Here is a 22,597-nt window from a genome sequence, read left to right on the forward strand (position 1 = left end):
CTCTATATCACGGCCCCGGAATAAGACTATTTCAGGGTTTATTGTATTTCTCTTATGCCTGGAATATATTTAAACCTTAAAAATCAATTCATTACCGCAATAATTCTCTAAATTGATGGTTCTAAATATGAACCCTTCAATCGTCTTGCTATGGAATATTATGAATTGTATGAAGTTTTGAAAAAGCATTTTGATTCCGGAAAAGACAGGACTGAACTCCAGGAACTGAATGTAAGCATTGAATCAATTCCTTTTGAATCCAAGGTTTGTGACCTACTTTATGGCTCAGAAAACCAGCATTGCAGCAAACATCAGCAAACCCTCGAAATCAACAAAAACGGCTATCTCTTTTACAACCAACCTGCTGTAGACATCAAAGATTTTGATATTGAATGCAATAAAAGGTTTGAATATCATATTCTGAAGCGGGCAGATACGGAAACAGCCAAGGGAGCTCTGTTTTTCTTCCATGGACTGAATGAAAAGAAATGGGATAAATACCTGCCATGGGCATATGAATTGGCTCAAAGAACACAAAAGGCTATCATTTTGTTCCCCATTGCATTTCATATGGACCGTGCAGACCCTATCTGGAGTGACCGTCATCATATGATGGAAGTGGTTAATTTCAGGAAGAAAAAGTATCCGGAAAACATGAATTACTCTTACGTGAATGCAGCCATAAGTTCCAGACTGGAAGCTCATCCACAAAGAATTTTCTGGTCCGGACTTCAGACTTATTCGGATATTACTGAGGTGGTAAAAAGTATTAAAAATGGTAAAATCAAAAGTATTTCACCCGATGCAAGATTAGATCTATTTGGATACTCTATAGGATCATTTCTTTCTTTAATTATCAAAATGGCTGATCCGAATCATTATTTTACCCGATCAAAAGTGTTTTGTTTTTGTGGAGGAATGACGATCGACAGGATGTTTCCGATCTCCAAATACATCATGGATACTCAGGCAACCGTTAAAATGCAGTCTGTTTTCACGGAGTTGCTGAGCGCTGATTTTAAATCGGATACCCGCTTAAAGCATTATCAGAATGAAGCGTTGCATCCACAGGAAAGCTGGTTTAAAAAAATGCTGCGCTATAATTACTTTCAAAAGGAGAGAGAAGAAAGAATTCAGGAAATCCAATCTCAGATCAAAGCCTATGTTTTGGAAAAAGACAGTGTTGCTCCTCCTATAGAAGCGTTAAATACACTGCGGGGTGGCTACAGGAATATCAATGTAGACATTGAAATCAAAGATTTTCCGTTTGAGTATTCCCATATGGTTCCGTTTCCGCTTACTCATAAACATTCAAAAGAAGTTACGGAAGCATTTCACCAGTTTGTACAGTCCGCCAGTGATTTCTATAATTCCTGATGATGGATTTTCAGGGATAAAAGAGGGTAAGGAATAGTTTAAATAATAATAATAATATGAGATCCATGGTGTATGTTTTTAGGTTAATACTTATCAACTGACCAGCCAGTCTTTAAAATCTTTCACACGGTCTCTGCTGACCGTAATTTCCTCTTCCGGCTGAAATTCAAGATCCACTTTATAATAAGGCGAGGTATGAATATTTTTGATATAATCCGAACCGATAATGAACTGTCTGTTCACCCGGAAAAATTTTTTCTCGTCCAACACCTCTTCCAGCTCATCAAGTGTAAAATCTGACGGATAAGTACGGTCTTCCGTCTGAAGATAAACGATTTTATTCTCGCTGAAAAAACAGCTTATTTCCTGCGTCTGTATAATTTTAAGGTTATATCCTATTTTAACCAGAACTCTGGAAAGGGTAGATTTTTCTTTTCTGATTAAATGTTTGATATCCTGGGAGCCATTGGTGTCATTGGCAGGAATGAAGGATTTAAATTTCTCCACGGCTCCTTCCAGGTCTTCATCAAGAATGGGTTTTAAGAGATAATCAATGCTGTTCAGCTTAAAAGCTTTCAGGGTATATTGGTCAAAGGCTGTCGTATAGATGATGAAACCTTTGGTAGGAGCTTTTTCAAAGATATCAAAAGACAGTCCGTCGCCTAAAACAATATCGGAAAAGATCAGCTGCGGATGTTCGTTTTCAGAAAACCAGGCAACTCCTTCTTCCACTGATTCTATTTTAGCAACGATCTCTATTTCAGGAAAGTTATTCAGCATTCTCTCCAGTTTCCTTGAAGCAGGTTTTTCGTCTTCTATAATGACAGTTTTGATCATTGAGTTTAAATTTTGGTTTTCAGATTTTGGAAAATAAAGGTAGATAAAAGTGGATACATTTTAATACTTTATCGTTTTTTTATCTTTCCTGAGTTCTTTTTCAATCATATTATTTTCCCATTCAGAATCAAAAAGAAATAGTTTTGCTGCTTTTACGAGAATAATAAATGCCCAGATTGCAAGGATGGTATACCTGTCAAATAACCTGAAATGAATAATTTTTTCACCAAAAATATCATCAGGAATGATTAGAACGGCAAATAGGGCAAATATAAAAATGCTTTTATAGAATTTTCTGATATTGTTGGTTCTTGTGTGGGCAGTTTCGTAATCCATGATTGTATAAGTTTTTAAGTTATTGTTTATAGTGTTTTTATTTTCTGTTTTTCATCCTTCTCCATCAGTTCTCTTATTTTTCTTTCTTCCCAGCTTTTACCAATTCCAAATACGCTTATGGCATGAAATGCAATTCCTACTCCCCATCCCAGTGCAGGCCATAAAAACCATAAATATCCGGGAGCGGTCATCAGATTCAGTATTGCTAAGAAAGAAATTACAATACCATAAGAAGTAAGGTTTCCATAAAATTCTTTCAGATCTTTCACTCTTCTTGAAGCTTTCCTGTAAGCAATTGTTTCATTATCAGGTAAAATTTCCATAATATTTTATTTTTTAAAAGTTGATTTGTTATTTCTTGAACCAAAGGTAGATCAGAAAACACCCTTCAATCAATTTTATATTACCGAACGGTAGATTATGCTGTCTGAACTGTAAAAACATGTCATTAATAGATAAACGGAATTAATTTTTTAGTACTTTTTCTGTATTCAATATACTCATATCCAAACTGTTCTGTCAGAGCCTGTTCTTCAATCTTAATCCTGTAGGCGAAGGCAAAAAACGGAGGCAAAAAAGCAAAGATCAATGAAAGCCAGTTATTTAAATACAAACCGAGACCAAGAGAAATTAGCAGAGAAAAAGCATAAGATGGATGTCTCAGATATTTATAAAATCCTTCTTTTTTAATTTTATGATCCTGTCTGATGGTAACATCTACTGTAAAATATTTTCCCAAAGATCTGATGATCACATATCTGACAAGAATCCCGATAAGAATAAAAAGTTCACCCAGATAAAGAATCCAACCCCCATCAGCCATCGGAAAATGAAAATTATAAGACATGAAAATTGCGCTTACAATGGAAAAAGGAATCGCCAGCCATAAGATATTCAGTGTAGATTTATCTTTGTTTTTCTGATCTTCTTTCCCGGATTTCAACATGTTCTTATAAAGGAATTCCGTGATAAACCAAGCGGCCATTGAAATGTAGAATAGAATTGATAAAGCATTCATTTTTCAAAAGGTTTTTAAGATTAAATGCTTTTCCTTTTAGTGATCTTTCTGTTTATCCATCAGTTCCTTGATCTTCTTATCTTCCCATTTTTTGATAAAATTAACACGGGGCAGAAAAACGGTAACCGCATGTGCGGCAAGCCCTATTCCCCAGAAAGTGGCCGTAAAAAGTTTTTAAACTGAAAATAGCTTTCTCCGGGCTTCAGATGTATACAATTATAGACAACAATCAGGGCATTCACTGCGATATAAGCGAATAAATGTCCGTAAAATCCGCGCAGTCTTTCTACCTGTCTTCTTGCCCGTTGATAATCCATATCGTTTTCGTCAAATGTTTCCATAAGCCTATTTTTTTTGTTTGTTCATAATTTCACGGATCTTCTTTTCCTGCCATGATTCTCCTACTCCAAACACCTGAAATGCATGGGAAGCAACACCTATTCCCCATCCCAGTACAGGAAACCAGAACCAGTGATTTCTACTGCTTGTAAAGAGGTTAATAAAGATTAAAAAGGCGCTTACCGTACAGTAAGAAATCAGGTTCATATAAAAACTCTTAATCTCTTTTACTCTCTTTTGTGCCCGTTTATAAGCAGCTGAATCATCCTCTGGTTTCGAGCTGGAAATATGCGGCTTAGTTATCAGCATTGGAAGTTTTACTTTAAAATGATCTTCGGATTTTTCGATGAAGACATTTCGTTCTGTAAGAAGGGAATAACGCTGTACGATATTAGCAAGACCAATTCCCGAGCTTTCCTTAATCTGCTCTCTTGCCTGAAGATTATTTTCAATACAGAGGGTATTTCCATCTGAAAAAATTCTAATGATCAGAGGTCTTGATGATGTTGCAAAATTGTGCTTGATACAGTTCTCCAACAATAGCTGTAAAGCTAATGGAACAACATATTTCTGATAGTCTTCTTTGGCCACATCAAAACTAAAATCCACACTGTCTTCAAACCTTGTTTTCAAAAGATCGCAATAGGTTTTTGCAAATTCTATTTCATCTTCTGCCGTTACCAGTTCTTTATCTTTTTGTTCAAGTACATATCGGTAAATCTTTGACATTGAAGCCGTAAACTTTTGTGCCTGTTTTGGATTTTCATCAATCAGAGAGCTTAAAACATTCAATGAATTGAAAAGGAAATGGGGATCCAGCTGGTTCTTTAAACTTTCAAACTGGGCATTGGCAGATTTGGCGATCAGCTTCTGTTCCACCACTTCTTTTTTGGAAGTCTTTTTCAGTTCTTCCATAAAACCTTTCGCATGCAGGAAAGCAGAAATCAACAACGCAATATTGATGGTAAACCAATTAAGGAAATTATATCTTCCCAGGAAAAACTCTTCTGTAGTAGCCGCTTTTTGAATAAGTACAAAATTGACATAATTGCAAAAATAAACCAGCACAAAATTGGTTACGATAATTGAAATAATACTGATAACCGCTCTTTTCGTTGTAGCTTCCGACCATGGAATTTTTTTATTCAGAAAACTGTTCAGCATTCCGTTTCCTCCTCCCAGCACAAAGGAATAAATAAAAGAGATAAGCAGGGTATATAAAAAGTTTTCAAGATTCTTTTCTTCTGTAAAGACAAAAAAGAAAAACATGGAGACTGCAAGTGATACCCAGAATAGTACGATAAAGTTTTTCCGTTTCATGATCTGTTTTCTTGGCTCAAAATTAGTTTTTATTAAAGGTATCAAAAATTAATTGTTACCGAAGGGCTGATTTTTCGTTCTGAACGGTACTAAAAAAACCTTCACGAATGAAGGTTGATTTTTAAGTGAAATATCGAAATTCTTATTTCGCTTTTTCTGCCGGCAAACTCAGGAAATAATCAGCTTCTCCCTTTCCCCAGTTTGGATCTAAAGCCGTTTTGGGTTTATAGGTGTTAAATTTTGCCTGAGCCGCTTTAAACATCTCCAATCCTTTGGTTTTGCTGCCTCCGTACTGTTCGGGAGTAAAATAGACATCTTCTGCTTTGATCAGCGCAATTCTCGGATTCGAAGGATCTAATTTCTCCGCAATATTCATTTCTTCAGCAGCTCTTGCGCCATCTGTCATATAACGCTGTGCTGGATTCACCATCATTCTCAGAGAATAAGACATTTTTCTCAGCAGGTGAATTTCGGCATTATCAGTTCCTGCAAGATTCTGAGCCATTGAGAGATGCTTCTCTGCCTGGTCTGCAATTACATCCAATTCCTGCATTTTTCCGTCTCTCATCAGGGTTCTTCCTTTTTGGATATAAGAAAATGCGGCATAGTAAGCCGGAAGCCATTTTGTGCTTTCTTTACTTCCTATTCTCTGAAAATCATTCGCCAGAGTCTGGAAATCTTCTGAGGTTTTACAGGTTTCAATTCTGGCAATTTTTTCAGACATTATTTTGTCATAATCTGCCTGTGCAAAAGCAGTTAAGCTCACAAAAGCTAAAGCAAAGCTTAAAAGGTATTTTTTCATGATATCAAATTTTAAAAGTGAGTTATGTTTGTTTGTTCTAAGATATGTTTTTTATAAATTATTATTGATGGCATCATCTGTTTTGTCTACTCCAAAGCTTATAAATGCTCCTATGAAAACAAAAGTATTGACAGGCGGAACAATGGCAGAACTTCTTGAACCATTGGCTGAAAAATTATAGCCATAAATATTCTTTGATCCTAAAATATTGCTAATGCTCAATACAAATACGGGAAAGGCTTTCGCATCTTTTTTACCGATATTCGGAAGATAATTGACACTGAAATTCAGTGCGTTGTAATCCTTAAGTCTTCCTTCATCCCGGATAAAATTTACAGCTTTTCCATCTTTAAATGTGGAGGCAATGTCATAATAAGGCCGTCCTTTTGCGTAAGTATATGATAAATTGACCCCAAGCTTCCATTCAGGAATAAATCTTTTTGCGACTGCTGAAAGCGTATGTTCTGCTGCAAAGCTTGGCTGCAGGTTCACAGGGTAATTCAGGAAATCTCTTTTTGAATCCAGATAGGAGTAGCTGATCCAATAGTCAATATTTTCAAATGTTTTTTTATTATCTCTCCAGAAAAATTCCAGCCCTTTTGCATATCCGTATCCATCATTGTTTAAAGCGTTCTGAATCTGCTGATTTTGCTCTTTGTCCTGGGTAATATTGAACGTCTTAATCAACTGGTCATATTTCTTGTAAAACGCCTCAAAACGTAAAGTTCTGCCTTCTGAAGCCCTCTGAACCTGGAAAATATAATGCTGTGATTTCTGAAAACCAAGATTGGCAGGGCCATTGATGTATTTACTTTCCGGATTCTGATAAAAAAGTCCGTAAGCTAAGGAAGTGGTCCAGTCTTTTGCAAGACGGTAGGCAATCGCAAAACGGGGCGCAATATTATCCTTTCCTAAAAAAGAAGAATGCTCTGCTCTTACTCCTATTTTTGCTGATAAAGCATTGCTGAAGCCAAGATCAGTTTCCACGAAAGCAGAAGAAATCAGATCTTTATAATGCTTCTGTACTGCTTCAAAATTCAGATTTTCATCAGTATTATTCAATTCAATTCCTCCTCTTACGGCACTGATTCTGTTTATTTTTCTTTCAAGAACAGCTTTGAAATTCAGATAATTTCCATCGGTAAGAAGCTGACTTCTGTTGGATTCAATGTCATTCGTTTCTGTAGAAAAATGAAGGTCAGATTTATTGTATGAATAAGAACCACCCACATTCAGAAGATATTTTCCAAATTTCTGTTTAAATGACAGATTATGAAAAGTATTTTTCCCGTTCAGTTTTACCAGACTGAAAGCGAACCCGGGTTCAAGGCTTTCTGATCTCACACCCATTTTATTGGAGTTGAACATTCCATAATATTTGAAAAAGCCTCCTGATTTTGTTTTAAATCTGAAATTCATATCTCCGTTAAGTCCCTGTGGAGCTTCTACAAAGTCTGTATTAAAATTAAAGACTTTCTGCATCAGACTTAAAAGAGAATATCCAGCTGTAGCACCATAGGAATAGTTTTTATTATCTCCTAACTTTTGAAATCCCGCACTCAGAAAAATGGGTGAAATACCAAAATTATAGGAAGTTTCATCCGGAAGATCAACGCTTTCCAGCATTAAAGCACCGGAAAGAGCCTGCCCGTACAATGCAGAATAACCACCACTTGAGAAGATATTTCCTTTAAAAAGAGAAGTATTGAACTGGTCTCTTCCTGCAATCCCCGGAACAGAATTAGAAAAATAATTGTTGATAAGACTTCCGTCCATAAAGATTTTAGATTCTGTTCCTGTACCTCCACGGATAAATAACCCTTCTGTTCCTCCTACTTTCTGAACTCCCGGAAGATAAGTCAATGCTGAAGAAATCTGTCCGTCTGCCCCTGCTGTTGTATAAATATCAATGGGTGTAAGCAATGCCGTTGCTCTTTTCTTATCACTCGCTTCAATAGATCCTGCAGAAACTACTACAGCATCTATCTCACTGATCTGTTCTTTAAGATCAACATTCAAAGAAACATCTTGATTCTCAATAGTAACTGTTCTTTCAATATTTTCATATTTTGGATGGGTAAATGTTATGATGTGAGTCCCTTTTTCTGAAGTTTCGAAGGTAAAATTCCCCTGAGCATCTGTTGTAGTGCCATCATAGGTATCTTTCAACGTAACATTTACTTCAGCTACTCCTTTGTTTTTGTAGGATACTTTTCCTGATATTTTCACCTGGGAATATCCCATGATGGAAGTGAGAAGGAGAATCAGAAACAGTATGTTTTGTCCTTGTGTTTTCATTTTTATTGTTTTCTGGATCAAAAATAGCACAAGAAATGCCTTTCTGTAAAAAATTTATTACTGAAAGGCATTCTTTTGCTACCGAATGGTAATTAATGAATCGGAATGCAAAAATCCACGATCATCTTCCCTTCCGGATGTTCTTTAAAATTAGAATGATAGATTTCGTAAGGAAAAGTTCTTCTTGTAGAATAATTGTTCTCATTCATCCACAGAAACAAAGAAACCCAGCACTGCTCAAAGTCGTTGAGGGTAACTTCACCGCTTCCCACAATGTATTTTCCTGCCTCTAAAGTTTCTGCAAACACTTCTCCTTCCTGCTGAGTCAGTTTTTCATCCAAAAGCATGCAGGTATGAATTCTGACCTTATCAAGAGGAGTGATTTTGCAGCTGTCATGATAAACTGAGATCATTTTAAGATTTTCCCGGGGAAACAGGCTTTTGTTTTTTGCCCAGTCTATCAAGATATTAAAAGAAGGTTCTACGTTGGTAATTCCCAAACTCATGACGGATGCCAGATTCATTTCCGGCATTTCTTTTACTTCGATTTTTAAATTCATTTTAGTCCAGCTTAACAGGTTCTCGATATTGCAAATGTATGGGCTGAAAACCGTATCAATTTGTCCGTTCTTGCTTTGTATTTGTAAAATCTTGTGAAATTTTTCCGGGGCTGATCTGCGAAACACAGTGGGTGCGAGACCGTAATATTTTTTGAATGTTTTACAGAAAACTGAATGATTGGAGAAACCAAGATCCCAATAGATCTCCTTGATCTCCATATTTTTATGAACTGCCAGATGAAGAGCACTTTTCTCTATTTTCTTCCTGATAATATAACTCTGAAGTGTTTCTCCTGTAACCAGCTTAAATATTCTGTGGAAATGAAATGGAGAATAGGCACTTACCTCTGAAACTTTTTCCAGAGACAGATCCTCATCAATATGGTGATCAATATATTGAATTGTTTTCACAATCCTTTTTTTATATTCTTCCACTTCAAAGTTGTTAGTTTGCAAAGATATTTCTCCGGCCCTGAATTATGTTGTCTTTTATTGCTATTATCAGAATATTATTTCATTTTTACATTAAGTCTCCTCTTCAAAGTATGTAATGAGAGGAATTGCCCTCTTAATTTTCTGATCTGAAGAGGCAATACAAGTGTGGTAAGCTTCATGAATAAAAATCTCTTTGGTAAAGAATTTTTCACCTTCAATAGTGCACTCATTATTTACTATTTCAAAAGAATCCAAAGGAAGCATCATGCCGGCTCCATGGGCTTTTATTACAGCTTCCTTTCTTGCCCAATAAGTGAAGAATTCTTTCGTTTTATCCTCAGCATCATGAATTTCCTGAAGCTCTTTGGCCGTCATCTGAAATATAAAATCCTGATAATTGATCTTCGGATCTCTGAATTCAACATCTATTCCCAAAGGATATTCTGCAATAGCACAGACCGCAAGCTCTTTGGAATGCGATATATTAAAATGAATATGATGGTCTTTTAAGTAAGGCTTTTTATTGGGAAGAACTCCTGTTTCTACATCAGAAATATTATAATAAGTTTTTAAACCATATTGTAAAAGCACCTTTCCCAGTAAAGAAAGCTGCACATCCTGCCATCTTCTGTATCGCAGGATATTCTGATTAACCTCCTGAGAAAAAGCAGGCAGAAATCGGTCTAAACGTGACTGATGTTTTTCTTCGCTAATGAATGTATACAGAATAATCATTTTCTATTTGTTTCCAGCTATGAACGCTTGATTAAAATGACTTTTTAACGACTAAAATAAAGTTTTTTTTCATCTCTTTTTAAACAATATATCATTCATCTCAAGATTTTGGAATTTAAAGTTAAAAGAAGCTCTGGGGCAGTAATTATTTAAACCAGTTTTTTAAAAAATACTGAGATCATAAAGCGCTTTGGAAAATCTTTTTTAAATTTATCGTAAAATCACTATAAATCATTTAACAAATGAAAGTACAAACATTAGCATTATTGGCGGGATTTGCAGTTTTTGCCGTTTCATGCGGAACCACAAAAACCTATTCTGTAAATGCCAAAAGCGGAACACAGACAGGAGGAACGGCGAAGTTTACTCAAAATGGAAATGAAGTCACAATGAAGCTTGACATCACCAACCTTACTCCTGGAATCCATGCAGTACACATTCATGAAAAAGGAGACTGCTCTGCAGCAGACGGAACCTCTACCGGAGGCCACTGGAATCCTTCCAAGAATGATCATGGTAAATGGGGTGCTGAACATTTCCATATGGGAGATATAGGAAACTTGGTTGCTGATCAGAACGGAACTGCAACATTGACTTTCAAGACAGACAAATGGTGTCTGGGTTGTACAGATGAGTCTAAAAACATCATTGGAAAAGGTCTTATTGTACACGCAGCTGCAGATGACTTCCATACCCAGCCTACCGGAAATGCAGGCGGAAGAGTGGGATGTGTAGAAATTAAATAATCTACTTTATTCAATAAAAAAAACCGCTAACCAAAAAGATTAGCGGTTTTTTTACGTTTAGGATTTAGCACCCATATCTGATACAATATTCATTGCTTCCTGCAAGTAAAGATCTTTTTTCAGATTCTTGATCCACATTTCAGATTTTTTCTTGAAAGCTTCGTCTTTTTTCTCTCTTTCAATCTCACTTGGATACATGATAAACTGAAGTCCGTTTTCAAATTTTGTCAAAGCCTTGAACTTTTCAATCTGAGACTTTCTGTTCTTCATCAGCTCATTAAACTTCGTAATATTCAACGTGATATTTTCTTCTTTATCCAGTTTTTCTCTCCATTGAGCAGATTCTAATAACAACTGATAATTGCTGTTTTTAGCCATTCTGTCTGCACTTGCTTTTTCCAGTGCCTGGATGTTGAAATAGTTCAGTTTCTGGAATTTTGTAGGTGGAATCTTGTCCCAGGCCAATGCATAATCATCATATCGCTCTCCTACTTCAGCATACGTAAAGAAATCTTTCATCTGAATATCAGAAACAATTCCTTTTCTCTGGGTAGATTCTCCTGTAATTCTGTAGAATTTCTGGATCGTTAGTTTTAAAGATCCGAAATCATCTTCCGTGTTCAGGAATCTGTTCAGATCAACAAAAGTCTGAACCGTTCCTTTCCCGAAAGACTGTGGAGATCCAATGATCATAGCTCTGCCATAATCCTGCATTACTCCTGCAAGGATTTCTGAAGCTGAAGCAGAAAGTTCATTTTGCATAATAACAAGCGGACCTGTCCAGATTGGCGTTTCATTTTTGTTCTTAAGCGTCTGTATTTTCCCGTTTCCGTCTTTTACCTGAACATAAGGACCAGCTTCCATGAAAAGTCCCATAATATCTCCTACTTCAGTTAAAGAACCTCCACCATTATTTCTAAGGTCAAGAATGATTCCCTGAATGTTCTGTTCTTTAAGCTTAATGATTTCATTTTTGATATCATCAGAAGCGTTTCTTCCTTTGGCGTTTTCAAAATCAGCATTAAAGCTTGGAAGATTGATGAAACCGTATTTTTTACCATTTGGAGTATTCACTACAATACTTCTTGCAAAAGTATCTTCAATAGCAACCTCTTCACGGATCATGGTTACATCTTTAATGGTACCATCCTTTTTCTGAACAGTTAAGGTTACCGGAGTTCCTTTTTCACCTCTGATTAATCTTACCGCTTCATCAGAAAGCATTCCTACCACATTTACAGCATCTTCTTTCGGTTTTGATCTTACTTTCAGGATTTTATCTCCTTCTGAAAGCTGCTTGGATTTCCATGCCGGTGCACCAATGGTAAGAGCTCCTAAGTAAAGGTTTCCTTTTTTCTCCTGGATCAGAGCTCCGATACCTATTACTTTTCCTGTAAACTGCGTATCAAAATCTTCTTTATCTTTTGGAGAATAATAGTTGGTATGCGGATCAAATACTTCTGTATACGCATTCATATACACGGTAAACCAATCCATTTTCTTTCTCTTTTTGAATCTTGTAAAGGTATCTTTTACAAGGTCTTTTACTTCATCCGTTGCTTTTTTGATCTTCTCGTCTTGAGTAAGTGGCTTAAACTTGATGGTATCTTTCAGCTTGTACTTCTGAACAGAGTCTTTCTTTTCTTTCTGAGCTTCTTCTTTGCTGTTCATCGACTCAACTTCCTGAAGGATATTGTATTTGATGAATTTTTTCCACTCATTATACTGTTCCTGTTTGTTGGCAGGTACTTTTTTAAGTTTGGGCTCAAGAGTAAGTGTTTCATCTTCCTGAAGATTGATGGGCTTACTGAAAATATCCTGGGTGATTTTATCAATCTCATCTACTCTTTGGTAGAGTCTGTCGATTGTAAGCTTATAGAATGTAAGATCACCTTGTCCGATATAGTCATCCAGTTTGGTTTCATGCTTGCTGAATTCATCCATATCAGATTGCAGAAAATATCTTTTTGCCGGATCTACCAACTCGAAATAATGCTTATAAACGTCCTTTGAATAGGCATCATTGATAGATTTCGGGCTATAATGCAGATAAGAAAGTGTATTTTTTACGCTCACCATTATCGTCTGCATCTTTTCATCGTCATTCTGTGGCGAGTTGAAACAAAACATTAGACTGGTTAATGGAATCAGGAGTAAAAATTTATTCAGTTTGAAATTTTTCCACATAAACTGTCTTTATTTATTAATTTTTTTAAAATAAGTATACTATTAGTAGCAGTAAGCTTGGTACTGTTACAAATGATCAAATTTAATACCTTATTTACAAATATCGTCAGTTTTGGCCTTTTTTATTTAAAGAGATTTGCAAATAATCAAAACAGTGTTAGTCATTTCCTATTATCAGGCTGTTTCATTACAAAATTATACAGATCATTCTTTTTTCAGACGTATCCTAAATTTTATTTTTTTTAATTAAAAAACAAAAAATGCATACCACAAAAATTAATTTTCAGACATAAAGGCATAAAATATGCAGAGAATTAACCATACAAATTCAAAATATTAAGTTATGAAAAGTTTATTATGGTTAGTAGCAGTCATCTGCATCGTTGTTTGGCTATTGGGAATGTTAGGAATAGTTCCCGGAATGAGCACAGGTTATTTAATTCACGTTTTACTGGTCATTGCCATTATCGTTATTCTTTATAATATCATATCCGGCAGAAAACCTCTCGACTAGTTTAATAGTTGTACAACCACTTCAATTAAAACTGAAATGAAATTCATATTAAATTTCCTTCATTTCAGTTTTATTTTTCCCCTTTGTACTTTTCTTTATCTACACTTGGTTCCTCATTCTATAAGTCAAAGTACAAGAATCTTATTTCTCTTTTCGCAAAAGCCAATCCCAATCTGGTATTTTATTGCGTCTGATTTTTACCTACATTTGATGTGTTGAAAATCTATTTGTTCAATTCTGAAAATGAACAAACTCACTCTATTTAAATAAAAAATTAAAGATAATTTATGGAAAGACCACTTATTCTGGTGACTAATGATGACGGAATTACAGCTCCCGGTATTAGAAATCTTGTCAGTTTTATGAATGAAATCGGAGAAGTAGTGGTTGTAGCCCCCAACTCTCCCCAAAGTGGAAAAGGCCACGCTATTACCATCAATTCTACCCTAAGTTACGAAGAAGTTACGCTGGACGGCCCGCAGACAGATTTTTCCTGCAGCGGAACTCCTGTAGACTGTGTAAAAATGGCTCTTGATAAAATTCTGACCAGAAGACCTGATATTGTGGTTTCAGGAATCAATCACGGAGCAAATTCTTCTATCAATGTAATCTATTCAGGGACCATGTCGGCAGCTGTAGAAGCCGGTGTAGAAGGAATTCCTGCGATTGGATTCTCTTTACTGGATTTCAGTTGGGAAGCAGATTTTACCCAAGCTAAGGAATTTATTCAGAATATTGTAAGAAGAACATTGGAAAACCCAATGCCTAAAGGTGTTGTGCTGAATGTCAATATTCCTAAGCTTCCTGCATCAGAAATAAAAGGAGTAAAAGTCTGTAAACAGGCCAATGCCAAATGGGAAGAAAGCTTTGATGAAAGGATTAATCCACATGGTAAAAAATATTACTGGCTAACCGGGTATTTCAACAATATGGATGATTCTGAAGATGCTGATGAAACAGCATTAGCCAACGGATATATCTCTATTGTTCCGGTGAAGTTTGACCTGACAGCTTATGAATACATGAAAACATTGGAAGAAGTGATGACTTTTGAAAATGTAAAAGAAGTAAAATAACAAGGAGATAATAAAAGCGTGAAATCAGATTTCACGCTTTGTTTTTTACATTGTTAAAATAATACTCTATCTTCTTTTCTGAGTTCTTCCAGATAAGCCTTTTTTTCATCTCTGTAAAAAAGGTTCATCGTTTCAAAAGGAATTAACTTCAGGTCCTTATTGACAATATGTACACATGACTTTTTCACTGCCCTTACATCAAAATCATGAGCATCCATAAAGTTCATGATAATTATTCTGAAAAGGTTATCATAGTCGAGATCCGGAGCACACACTTCCGGGAGACAGCACAGTAACTGATTGACTTTAGGCTGAACTTTATCTACGGAAATTCCGGTACTGAAAATATCCAGCAGCTGCATATGCAACCCCTTATCCTGTTCGTAAACAATGGTATTTCTTGATTCATTATTCAAAAGATCAGCAGGATTGATATATCGGGTCAAAGGAATTGTTTCCCCCTGAAGTTTTAAGATATATCCCATAGCCAGGGAATCCGGGTTACATGGAACCGGAATGATATCATCAGAGTTTAACAAAGGAAACTGATTGATTATTTCCTGTCTTACCTCAGTTAAGGTAATTTTTTCATGAGCAGAATCTTCCCGGTTTCTTCCGGCGATTTCAACGGGCTGGAAGGTAATCCCTCTCACACATTTCTGTTTCAGGGCAAATTCTATAATTTTTCCTATTTCATCAATATTTTTATCTTTTTGAAGGACAATAACCAATGTAGTAGAAAGGTTAAGCTCATTGAGCTTTTCCAGTGCTTTCATTCTGACTGCAGTAAGATCCTTGCCTCTGAAATCTTCCAGTACTTCAGGTTTAAATGAATCAAACTGAAGGTATATTTCAAACTCAGGAGCATAGGTTGCCAACTGTTCAGCAAATCCCGGATCATTGGCAATTCTGACTCCATTGGTATTCAGCATCAGATGTTTGATCGGTTTTGACTTGGCAATATCCATAATTTTGAAAAAATCCGGATGAATGGTAGGTTCTCCCCCACTGATCTGAACAACGTCCGGCTCCCCTTCATTTTTTACAATAACATCAAACATAGCTTCAATCTCTTCCAGGCTTCTGTGACTTCCATAATGAGGTGAGGACATCGCATAACAGGTTGGACAGGTCAGGTTACAACGATCTGTAACTTCTACGATAGAAAGACAACTATGCTGTTCATGATCTACACAAAGCCCACAATCATAAGGACAGCCATATTCCACATCGGTCCCGAAATGGAGCGGCATTTCAGAGGCTTTATTATAGTTTCTTATATTTTTATAATAATGTACATCAGAAGCTATTTTTGTTTTAAAAAATCCATGATCCGGACATCTTTTTGTCATAAAAACAGCTTCATCCTCTATGATAATCTTCGCTCCCACCCTTTTCAAACATTCCGGGCAGAGACTTATTGTATAATCGTAATAAGTATAGTTTCTTACTGGCATAGCAAATTTTTTAAAGTCCTCCGCAAATATAGCCGCTGATCAATCCACAGATCAGAAGGGATATAAGCATTGTTTGAATAAATTGTTTTTTGCTGAATTTCCGGTCTCCTTTCCTTTCATAAATAAGTTTTGTAATAAAAGCGACGATGAGGGAAAAAACCAGTGCAACCAAAATAATCGCACCCACAATCATTACAACTACCCCAGCCAGATTTCCTACTTCCAAAATAGTTAAGGTTTTCATTTTAAATATAAAATTTTGGTGTTTATAGTATAAATATAGTAAATAATAACACAGATACAGACCATTTGAATCATACCAAGGTTTCCTATGATCTCAACCCTTGGTTTTATAAAATCTAAAAAAAATCTGAAAGTAAAATAGCTGAGCATAAACATTTGAAAAATAAAACCGGAAGGATATCTCTTAAGATTTTGAATATATTTTAGTCCTATCCAAAGAACAATTAAAAAAGCTATTTCATACAAAGCAACAGGATGCCTGAAATATTGATCTCCCAAATGCATTCCAAAAACAGAATCAGTAGGAATACCATATGTTTCTTCATCAATCCCTGTAAGAAAACACCCTATTCTGCCTATAATCATGGCCAATATCAGGGGAAAAACAATAAGATCTCCCGTACTTTCTTTGTGATGCACTATCTTTTTTGCCATCTCTACTCCCAATAAGCCAAAAGCCAGCCCTCCCACAATGGTGTTGTTTGACCAGAACTTTCTGATAGAAAAGTTTTCAAATAATGCATAAGGGTTTTCAAGATTACCGATTAGCTTGGAACCTATCAAAGCTCCGGCAGTAGCTCCTATTAAAACCGCGGCAGAAGTATTGAAAGAAAGCTTTTCTGTTGATTTACGCTTCAGATAAAAATAATATCTCATTCCCAAAAACATTCCAACCGCCTCAAAAAGAGGATGTGCAAGGATTGTTTTGCCGAAAATACTAAAAGTTACAGGAAAATCCATTATTTCAAAAATACACTATTTCATATTATTCACTACCTTTATTCTGACAAATAATTACAAAATGCGTATAGAATATGACATAAAACTGGGGTTCAAGGATGTAATGTTCCGCCCTAAACGTTCTACTTTAAAATCCCGTTCGGAGGTTGATTTGAAAAGAGAGTTTACTTTTAAGCATACTAAGAAAAAATGGACAGGAATTCCCGTAATTGCCGCCAATATGGACACCGTAGGAACTTTTGAAATGGCGGTAGAGCTAGCCAAAGAAAAAATCATTACTGCTATTCATAAACATTATACTCCTGAAGAATGGAGTAAGTTTCTGGAAAGCCAGCCAGAAAGTATTTATCAATATATTGCATTAAGCACAGGAACGGGAAAGCCAGACGAAGAAAAGATAAAACAGATTCTCGAAAAGCACCCCAAAATCGAGTTTCTCTGTATAGATGTAGCCAATGGTTACTCTGAGCATTTTGTCGATTTTGTGAAGAGAGCAAGAGCGAATTTTCCAGAGAAAGTTATTATAGCCGGAAATGTAGTAACCGGAGAAATGGTAGAAGAACTTCTTTTGGTAGGTGCAGATATCATAAAAGTAGGTATTGGCCCCGGATCTGTTTGTACTACCAGAGTAAAAACAGGAGTAGGATACCCTCAGCTTTCTGCCATTATTGAATGTGCTGATGCTGCTCATGGGCTGGGCGGACAAATCATCGCTGATGGAGGATGTAAAGTACCCGGAGATGTAGCAAAAGCCTTTGGTGGTGGCGCAGATTTTGTAATGCTGGGCGGAATGTTTGCGGGACATGATGAAAGCGGTGGCGAAATGATAGAAGAAAATGGTAAAAAATACCGCCTTTTCTACGGAATGAGCTCCAAAACTGCAATGGATAAGCATTCCGGAGGAGTCGCAGAATATCGTGCTTCTGAAGGGAAAACAGTGAAAGTGGCGTATAAAGGCCCGGTAGCAGATACTGTAAAAGATATATTGGGAGGCGTGAGATCCACATGTACTTATGTAGGGGCATCAAAGCTTAAGGAACTTTCTAAACGAACTACTTTTATCAGGGTTCAGGAACAGGAAAACCAGATTTTTAAGGAATAGAAATAAAACAAAAGGCTTTAGATAAATATTCTAAAGCCTTTATTCTTTTGTTCTGATGTATTTTTTATTAAAATATTTTTGAAGCTGATCATTTACATAGGTCTCCTGCTCCTTTACAGAAGCCATTTCATCCATATGTAAAACTCTCGGGACTTCTTTTATTTTATCCACTACCACAGAATCCTGAGAAGAGTTTTTAATATTATCTATTCTTTCATTCATCTCTCTTTCATATTGTTTCAGGTCTGTAGTCAGAACCTCCATCACTATATTTTCACCATTGAAATCAATATTAAAATAAGAATATTTCTCCGGGAAAACCCTTAGTTCAGGTAGAAAAACAATGAACAGAGAAACCCACCAGAATCCTTTAATTCTTTCAATTTTAAAATATAATAACAGTGAAGAAGTAAGCAGAAAATAAAAGAGTATACTTTCAAACTGTCTTGCGATAGAGGTAAGAATATAACTTGTAAACAGTAAAGGAAGAAAGGAAACGTACCAGAATAAAGCCGATTTTTTACATGTTATCTGAGTGGTGATTTTTTTCAGATCTTCTTCAAAAACCTTAATAAACAATGGAAGTACGGCAATAACCTTAAGTCCCACATAGGCAGTATCAGCACCCAAAAGAGCAATTCTCTTCAACCATTTTACCATTCCATTTTCCACTTCTCCCATTCTGTTAAAATTTCCTGGTGCAAGAAAACATACAAGTAAAAAAGCTGTTCCCAACAGCATCAAAAACAGATTTTCTTTATTTCGTTTCTGATAATAAGAGAGTACTAAAAGTCCTTCAATTATCAATGCCAGAATTTCATTAGACCCCATGAGAATAATGATAAGCAAAGCTGAAACATAAAACCATATTTTCTGCTTTGAATCCTCATATTTTTTGAAAAAAAAGAGTAAAATACCGGACAAAATAACAGGAACAAAATAGATATTAGAACCTGTGATCCAGAAATAATGCTCTGGTAGACTTACCAATAGCATTGTGTAGAAGAAAAACAGTAGAAATCCTTTTTTTAGAGACTCTTTAGTAGAATAGTTGAAATATTCTTTAAAGTTTAATGCTGAAACTCCAATAAAAGAAAGCATCAGAAAGACAGGATATATTTTCGGAACAATATTTTTATTGTCATAAAATACAGGATTAAACATATTGAGAGAATATCCGAAATATCTCCCTCCCCATGTTGTATAGGTATCTATAAAACATTGTACCAGCCCAAGTTTTCTGGCGGCATAAGAGCAAAAATAATCATCGGTCTGATATACATTAAACCCACTAATGTATGCCAGACCGATGAATAGTAAAACGGACAAGAATAATACTATATTCTGTGCTTTTTTCATTTTCTAAGTTAACATTCCACCGTCAACGTTTAACGTCTGTCCGGTAATGTAAGCAGACATCTCGCTGCCTAAGAATACACAAGCATTGGCAATATCTGCAGGCTGTCCTCCTCTCTTCATTGGAATTTCTTCTCTCCATCCCTGAACTGTTTTTTCGTCCAGCACAGCCGTCATTTCTGTTTCAATAAATCCAGGAGCAATAGCATTACATCTGATATTTCTTGATCCTAACTCCAGTGCCACAGATTTTGTAAATCCGATCACCCCAGCTTTAGAAGCTGCATAGTTGGCTTGTCCGGCATTTCCTTTCACACCTACTACAGAAGTCATATTGATGATAGATCCTGATCTTGCCTTCATCATCGGCTTGATTACCGCTTTTGTAAGGTTAAATACTGAATCTAAGTTTACTTTGATTACTTGATCCCAATCATCTTTGGACATTCTTAATAAGAGATTATCTTTGGTAATCCCTGCATTGTTTACCAAAATATCAATCTGCCCGAACTCTGCCATTACATCTTCCACCAATTTCTGAGCGGCATCATAATCTGATGCGTCAGATTGATATCCTTTAATTTGGGTTACAGAACTTAAAGCTGCTTCTAATTCTTTTGCTTTGTCTACAGAGCCAGCGTAGGTAAATGCTACTTTTGCTCCCTGCTGGGCAAACATTTCAGCGATACCTTTACCGATTCCTCTTGTAGCTCCGGTAATTAGTGCTACTTTTCCTTCTAATATTTTCATATCTATTGACAATTATTTTCTTTTATAACTCGTTCAGCCAGTGACAGCTGCCTCTTCATGTTTCTACAATTCCTTTCTGGAATTAAACGGTTTGCAAAGATATTATAAAATGTTATTCAACCCATTTAAATTGTCAAAATACTAGCTTTTTTTTGATGATTATCAGGATTTTCATTAAAGTTGAACGGAATTATTTTTAAATCTGGTGAAATAAATAAAGTCTGTTTTCTTACTTTTATCTAATCTCAATACCTCTTTCTGCCAGAAATATTTTTCATAAATAATGTCTTTCAAAGGTTCATTCTGAAAATTGGAAACCCCGAACTTTCCTTCTTTTTTAACGACAATCTCATTTTCAGCATTCCCGAATGTTATAATATCTTCGTAAACAAACGGTACAATTTCTGTTCCCTTCCCGTCCAGAATTCCATAAAAGTTGTCTGTGTTTCTGCAGACCAAAGGTTTTGAATATTGATTAAGAGGATTAAAATAGTCTACATCTTCATTTCTGATCTGGCTGATATTTTTCAACTCAGATATCGAATGATCTCTCACAGAAAACCTATAGTAACGGTCCTGTTTTCCAATGATAAGATTGTCCGGATAGAACCCGAAAATCTGAACCCCGTCTCCTACAATATTTTTAAGTTCCTTGTCCAGAAATTTCTCTTCATTTCCTTTTTTAAGATAAATAAAATCTTTTCCGGAAATAGTAAAACTTCTGATGAAATCATATTCCTGTGGAAAAATAATATTTCCATCCAGATCTATAATTCCGGATTTCTTTACTTTATCATTATAAACACTGAAATAATTGTTCAATAAAGGATTTAAATATTTAAAAGCCTGCGGATACAGTTTTCTGTCTTTCTTATTAAAAACTGTGGTCTTTCCGTTTTTTGTAAGATAGATATATTCTTTTTTGCCAAAATATTCCGGGGTGATATCGTTAAAGATTTCTTCTGCAATCGTATTTTCTTCTGCATCTATCAAGCCGTACTTTCCTGTACTTTTATTTTGAGTAATCAGATAAGGATAAGCATTGATGTTTACGATCTGTTTTGAAAATTTATGCAGGGTCTGACCATTATTTCCAATGATTTCATTTTCATTATTTTCATTACTGATCAGGGCTTTTCCGTCTTCAAAGTTATAATCTTCTTTAAATTCCCGGGTGCTGAGCTGCTTTCCGTTCAGGTCATACAGAAACCATTTTTTATCTTTTAAAACAAAAAGCCTGTTCTTCCCTGAAAAACGGATCTTTTCCGAATAAGGAATAATTTCCTTTCCGTTAAAATCATAGACGGCTTCTGCATTCTGTTTTGATGAAATAATGCATTCTTCACTCCACCACGGTGTATTAAATTCCTGATCGCCAAGAGGAATAAGTTCTGTTCCCTTTTCGTCAATAACAGCTGATTTTCTATCATTTCCTTCCTCAGAATAAAGAATAAACCGGTTTTTGAAAACATGCAGAATACTTCCTTTGTAAGGAGATTCAAATGTAATAGTTCCCAAAGAATCCACAATTCCCTGTTTTTTATAAACGACGTCGTAAAACGTTCCGTATCCCTCAGAATAAGAACTGATTTCCTTCCCTGTCTTTTTCGAAAGGATCACCTTCATATATTGGTTAGTCTGCGCTGTACAGACTACAGAACACAATATAAAAACTAATGTCTTCAAGAAAAATTAAATAGAATTATTGACAATAAGAACGATCTCCCCTTTTAAAGTTTTACTCTTGGAAAATTCAATTAATTCATTGATTGTTCCTCTTTTAGTTTCTTCAAATTTTTTAGAAATCTCACGGCTTAAGCTTACTTTGGTTTCTTCTCCGAAGAATTCTTTAATCTGCTCCAAAGTTGTATTAATTTTATGGGGACTCTCGTAAAGAACGATGGTCTTTTTTTCTTCAGCAAGCTGCTTCAGCTTTGTTTGTCTTCCTTTTTTCTGTGGCAGAAATCCTGCAAATAAGAATTCATTATTGGGAAGTCCTGAAACCACCAGTGCCGGAATAAGCGCTGTTGCTCCCGGAAGGCAGATCATGTCAATATTATTGTCTGCTCCTGCCTTTGCAAGCAGATATCCGGGATCCGAAATACCGGGTGTTCCTGCATCAGTAATAATAGCGATATTCTGGCCGTTTTTAAGGTCTGTAATCACTTTCTCCGTTGCCTGGTGCTCATTGTGTAAATGATAAGATTTTAAAGGTTTTGAGATTTCAAAATGTTTTAAAAGTACACCGGAAGTTCTGGTGTCTTCGCATAGAATATAATCAACTTCTTTCAGTACATTTACCGCTCTGAAGGTCATATCTTCAAGGTTCCCGACGGGTGTGGGAACAAAATATAGGATTCCGCTCAAA

General features: G+C 35.8%; 24 protein-coding genes. 5 read left to right on the top strand and 19 right to left on the bottom strand.

All coding sequences use genetic code 11. The annotated features are described in order from the left end of the window. Positions 1 to 150: 150 nt before the first annotated feature. Positions 151 to 1,377, top strand: a complete 1,227-nt coding sequence (locus ACODR7_RS14125) for a DUF6051 family protein (protein WP_488839957.1) — start codon at positions 151 to 153, stop codon at positions 1,375 to 1,377. A 93-nt stretch (positions 1,378 to 1,470) separates the two neighbouring features. Here ACODR7_RS14125 and ACODR7_RS14130 read toward each other — a convergent pair whose 3' ends face one another. The 11 genes from ACODR7_RS14130 to ACODR7_RS14180 form a co-directional block, all read right to left on the bottom strand. Beyond that, positions 1,471 to 2,214 carry a LytR/AlgR family response regulator transcription factor gene (locus ACODR7_RS14130; RefSeq protein WP_488839958.1) on the bottom strand — a complete coding sequence of 248 codons (744 nt, stop codon included), beginning with the start codon at positions 2,212 to 2,214 and terminating at the stop codon, positions 1,471 to 1,473. 60 nt (positions 2,215 to 2,274) lie between these two features. Continuing rightward, complete coding sequence (locus tag ACODR7_RS14135; protein ID WP_488839960.1) at positions 2,275 to 2,550, bottom strand: 2TM domain-containing protein; 276 nt, start codon at positions 2,548 to 2,550, stop codon at positions 2,275 to 2,277. A gap of 26 nt (positions 2,551 to 2,576) precedes the next feature. Continuing rightward, a complete protein-coding gene (locus tag ACODR7_RS14140) occupies positions 2,577 to 2,873 on the bottom strand; it encodes a 2TM domain-containing protein (RefSeq protein ID WP_488839962.1) in 297 nt (98 codons plus the stop codon). A 125-nt stretch (positions 2,874 to 2,998) separates the two neighbouring features. Further along, the gene (locus tag ACODR7_RS14145; RefSeq protein WP_488839964.1) at positions 2,999 to 3,568 is read right to left on the bottom strand and encodes a methyltransferase family protein; all 570 of its coding nucleotides are present in this window, start codon (positions 3,566 to 3,568) and stop codon (positions 2,999 to 3,001) included. Between the two features lie 36 nt (positions 3,569 to 3,604). Next, positions 3,605 to 3,715 carry a 2TM domain-containing protein gene (locus tag ACODR7_RS14150; RefSeq protein ID WP_488840077.1) on the bottom strand — a complete coding sequence of 37 codons (111 nt, stop codon included), beginning with the start codon at positions 3,713 to 3,715 and terminating at the stop codon, positions 3,605 to 3,607. Beyond that, positions 3,712 to 3,909: a 2TM domain-containing protein gene (locus tag ACODR7_RS14155; protein WP_488839966.1), complete on the bottom strand. Its 198-nt coding sequence runs from the start codon at positions 3,907 to 3,909 to the stop codon at positions 3,712 to 3,714. The genes ACODR7_RS14150 and ACODR7_RS14155 overlap by 4 nt, the downstream gene beginning before the upstream one ends. A 4-nt stretch (positions 3,910 to 3,913) precedes the next feature. After that, on the bottom strand, positions 3,914 to 5,227 hold the full coding sequence (locus tag ACODR7_RS14160) for a 2TM domain-containing protein (RefSeq protein ID WP_488839968.1): 1,314 nt from the start codon (positions 5,225 to 5,227) through the stop codon (positions 3,914 to 3,916). 142 nt (positions 5,228 to 5,369) lie between these two features. Beyond that, entirely contained in the window at positions 5,370 to 6,029 is a 660-nt protein-coding gene (locus ACODR7_RS14165) for a hypothetical protein (protein ID WP_488839970.1), read from the bottom strand. A gap of 51 nt (positions 6,030 to 6,080) precedes the next feature. Next, positions 6,081 to 8,327 (bottom strand): TonB-dependent receptor, encoded by a 2,247-nt coding sequence (locus ACODR7_RS14170; protein WP_488839971.1) that lies wholly within the window; start codon positions 8,325 to 8,327, stop codon positions 6,081 to 6,083. A 92-nt stretch (positions 8,328 to 8,419) separates the two neighbouring features. Further along, entirely contained in the window at positions 8,420 to 9,298 is an 879-nt protein-coding gene (locus ACODR7_RS14175) for an AraC family transcriptional regulator (RefSeq protein WP_488839972.1), read from the bottom strand. A gap of 114 nt (positions 9,299 to 9,412) precedes the next feature. Further along, the gene (locus ACODR7_RS14180) at positions 9,413 to 10,057 is read right to left on the bottom strand and encodes a 4'-phosphopantetheinyl transferase family protein (RefSeq protein ID WP_488839973.1); all 645 of its coding nucleotides are present in this window, start codon (positions 10,055 to 10,057) and stop codon (positions 9,413 to 9,415) included. Positions 10,058 to 10,299: 242 nt separating this feature from the next. On the opposite strand from ACODR7_RS14180, the gene ACODR7_RS14185 reads away from it, so the two are divergent. Continuing rightward, on the top strand, positions 10,300 to 10,803 hold the full coding sequence (locus ACODR7_RS14185; protein ID WP_062672846.1) for a superoxide dismutase family protein: 504 nt from the start codon (positions 10,300 to 10,302) through the stop codon (positions 10,801 to 10,803). Between the two features lie 57 nt (positions 10,804 to 10,860). On the opposite strand, the gene ACODR7_RS14190 is transcribed toward ACODR7_RS14185, so the two are convergent. Continuing rightward, positions 10,861 to 12,990, bottom strand: coding sequence for a carboxy terminal-processing peptidase (locus ACODR7_RS14190; RefSeq protein WP_062672844.1), 2,130 nt, complete (start codon positions 12,988 to 12,990; stop codon positions 10,861 to 10,863). A 343-nt stretch (positions 12,991 to 13,333) separates the two neighbouring features. On the opposite strand from ACODR7_RS14190, the gene ACODR7_RS14195 reads away from it, so the two are divergent. Together ACODR7_RS14195 and surE are read left to right on the top strand one after the other, a co-directional pair. Next, positions 13,334 to 13,504: a lmo0937 family membrane protein gene (locus ACODR7_RS14195; RefSeq protein WP_047426491.1), complete on the top strand. Its 171-nt coding sequence runs from the start codon at positions 13,334 to 13,336 to the stop codon at positions 13,502 to 13,504. Between the two features lie 287 nt (positions 13,505 to 13,791). Then, on the top strand, positions 13,792 to 14,580 hold the full coding sequence (gene surE / locus ACODR7_RS14200; protein ID WP_488839974.1) for a 5'/3'-nucleotidase SurE: 789 nt from the start codon (positions 13,792 to 13,794) through the stop codon (positions 14,578 to 14,580). 53 nt (positions 14,581 to 14,633) lie between these two features. On the opposite strand, the gene ACODR7_RS14205 is transcribed toward surE, so the two are convergent. The 3 genes from ACODR7_RS14205 to ACODR7_RS14215 are packed head-to-tail and all read right to left on the bottom strand — an operon-like array spanning position 14,634 to position 17,021. After that, positions 14,634 to 16,037, bottom strand: a complete 1,404-nt coding sequence (locus ACODR7_RS14205; RefSeq protein WP_488839975.1) for a radical SAM protein — start codon at positions 16,035 to 16,037, stop codon at positions 14,634 to 14,636. A 10-nt stretch (positions 16,038 to 16,047) separates the two neighbouring features. Continuing rightward, entirely contained in the window at positions 16,048 to 16,281 is a 234-nt protein-coding gene (locus tag ACODR7_RS14210) for a hypothetical protein (protein ID WP_076595165.1), read from the bottom strand. Continuing rightward, positions 16,278 to 17,021 carry a prolipoprotein diacylglyceryl transferase gene (locus ACODR7_RS14215; protein WP_488839977.1) on the bottom strand — a complete coding sequence of 248 codons (744 nt, stop codon included), beginning with the start codon at positions 17,019 to 17,021 and terminating at the stop codon, positions 16,278 to 16,280. The genes ACODR7_RS14210 and ACODR7_RS14215 overlap by 4 nt, the downstream gene beginning before the upstream one ends. A gap of 61 nt (positions 17,022 to 17,082) precedes the next feature. Here ACODR7_RS14215 and ACODR7_RS14220 point away from each other — a divergent pair, with 61 nt between their 5' ends. Continuing rightward, positions 17,083 to 18,123, top strand: a complete 1,041-nt coding sequence (locus ACODR7_RS14220; RefSeq protein ID WP_488839979.1) for a GMP reductase — start codon at positions 17,083 to 17,085, stop codon at positions 18,121 to 18,123. A 39-nt stretch (positions 18,124 to 18,162) separates the two neighbouring features. Here ACODR7_RS14220 and ACODR7_RS14225 read toward each other — a convergent pair whose 3' ends face one another. The 4 genes from ACODR7_RS14225 to rsmI form a co-directional block, all read right to left on the bottom strand. Then, complete coding sequence (locus ACODR7_RS14225) at positions 18,163 to 19,482, bottom strand: hypothetical protein (RefSeq protein WP_488839981.1); 1,320 nt, start codon at positions 19,480 to 19,482, stop codon at positions 18,163 to 18,165. 3 nt (positions 19,483 to 19,485) lie between these two features. Beyond that, on the bottom strand, positions 19,486 to 20,229 hold the full coding sequence (gene fabG, locus ACODR7_RS14230) for a 3-oxoacyl-[acyl-carrier-protein] reductase (RefSeq protein WP_488839983.1): 744 nt from the start codon (positions 20,227 to 20,229) through the stop codon (positions 19,486 to 19,488). 174 nt (positions 20,230 to 20,403) lie between these two features. After that, a complete protein-coding gene (locus ACODR7_RS14235) occupies positions 20,404 to 21,915 on the bottom strand; it encodes a WG repeat-containing protein (protein ID WP_488839985.1) in 1,512 nt (503 codons plus the stop codon). A 6-nt stretch (positions 21,916 to 21,921) separates the two neighbouring features. Then, entirely contained in the window at positions 21,922 to 22,596 is a 675-nt protein-coding gene (gene rsmI / locus ACODR7_RS14240) for a 16S rRNA (cytidine(1402)-2'-O)-methyltransferase (RefSeq protein ID WP_076595170.1), read from the bottom strand. Position 22,597 lies beyond the last annotated feature (1 nt).

The sequence above is a fragment of the Chryseobacterium sp. FG46 genome, assembly GCF_057809135.1.